Source organism: Burkholderia sp. SIMBA_062 (assembly GCF_046534765.1).
In the GTDB taxonomy this organism is placed as follows: Bacteria; Pseudomonadota; Gammaproteobacteria; order Burkholderiales; family Burkholderiaceae; genus Burkholderia; species Burkholderia ambifaria.
This window is the reverse complement of record NZ_JAWRYD010000207.1, coordinates 1-279: the sequence shown is the minus strand read 5'-3', so window position 1 is coordinate 279 and position 279 is coordinate 1. Positions and strand designations below refer to the sequence as shown.

Here is a 279-nt window from a genome sequence, read left to right as displayed (position 1 = left end):
CGCCACGTAAAGTTTCGCGTGAGCCAGTTGAGCGAGGCGCAGCGCTTCGTCAAGCGCTTGCAGCGAGGTTTCGCTGCCGTCGAACGCCATCAGGATTTTCTCGTACATGGTCTGCTCCTCCCCGGGACGCCCCGTTACGTAACGTCTTGCCTGAACCCATCTTCGGATTCGCCGACGTCACGCAATTGATTTACATCAATGGAAAAACGCGGTTGCGACACGGCGAAAGTTTGACCTGCGTCAGGCGTGGCGTCCCGTCCCGAGCGATCCTTGGCTCAC

At 58.8% G+C, this 279-nt stretch carries 1 protein-coding gene; it reads right to left on the bottom strand.

Annotation, left to right across the window (positions count from 1 at the left end):
- On the bottom strand, positions 1–108 hold a 108-nt coding region (locus tag SB786_RS36060), incomplete at its 3' end, for a universal stress protein (RefSeq protein ID WP_410731553.1).
- Positions 109–279 lie beyond the last annotated feature (171 nt).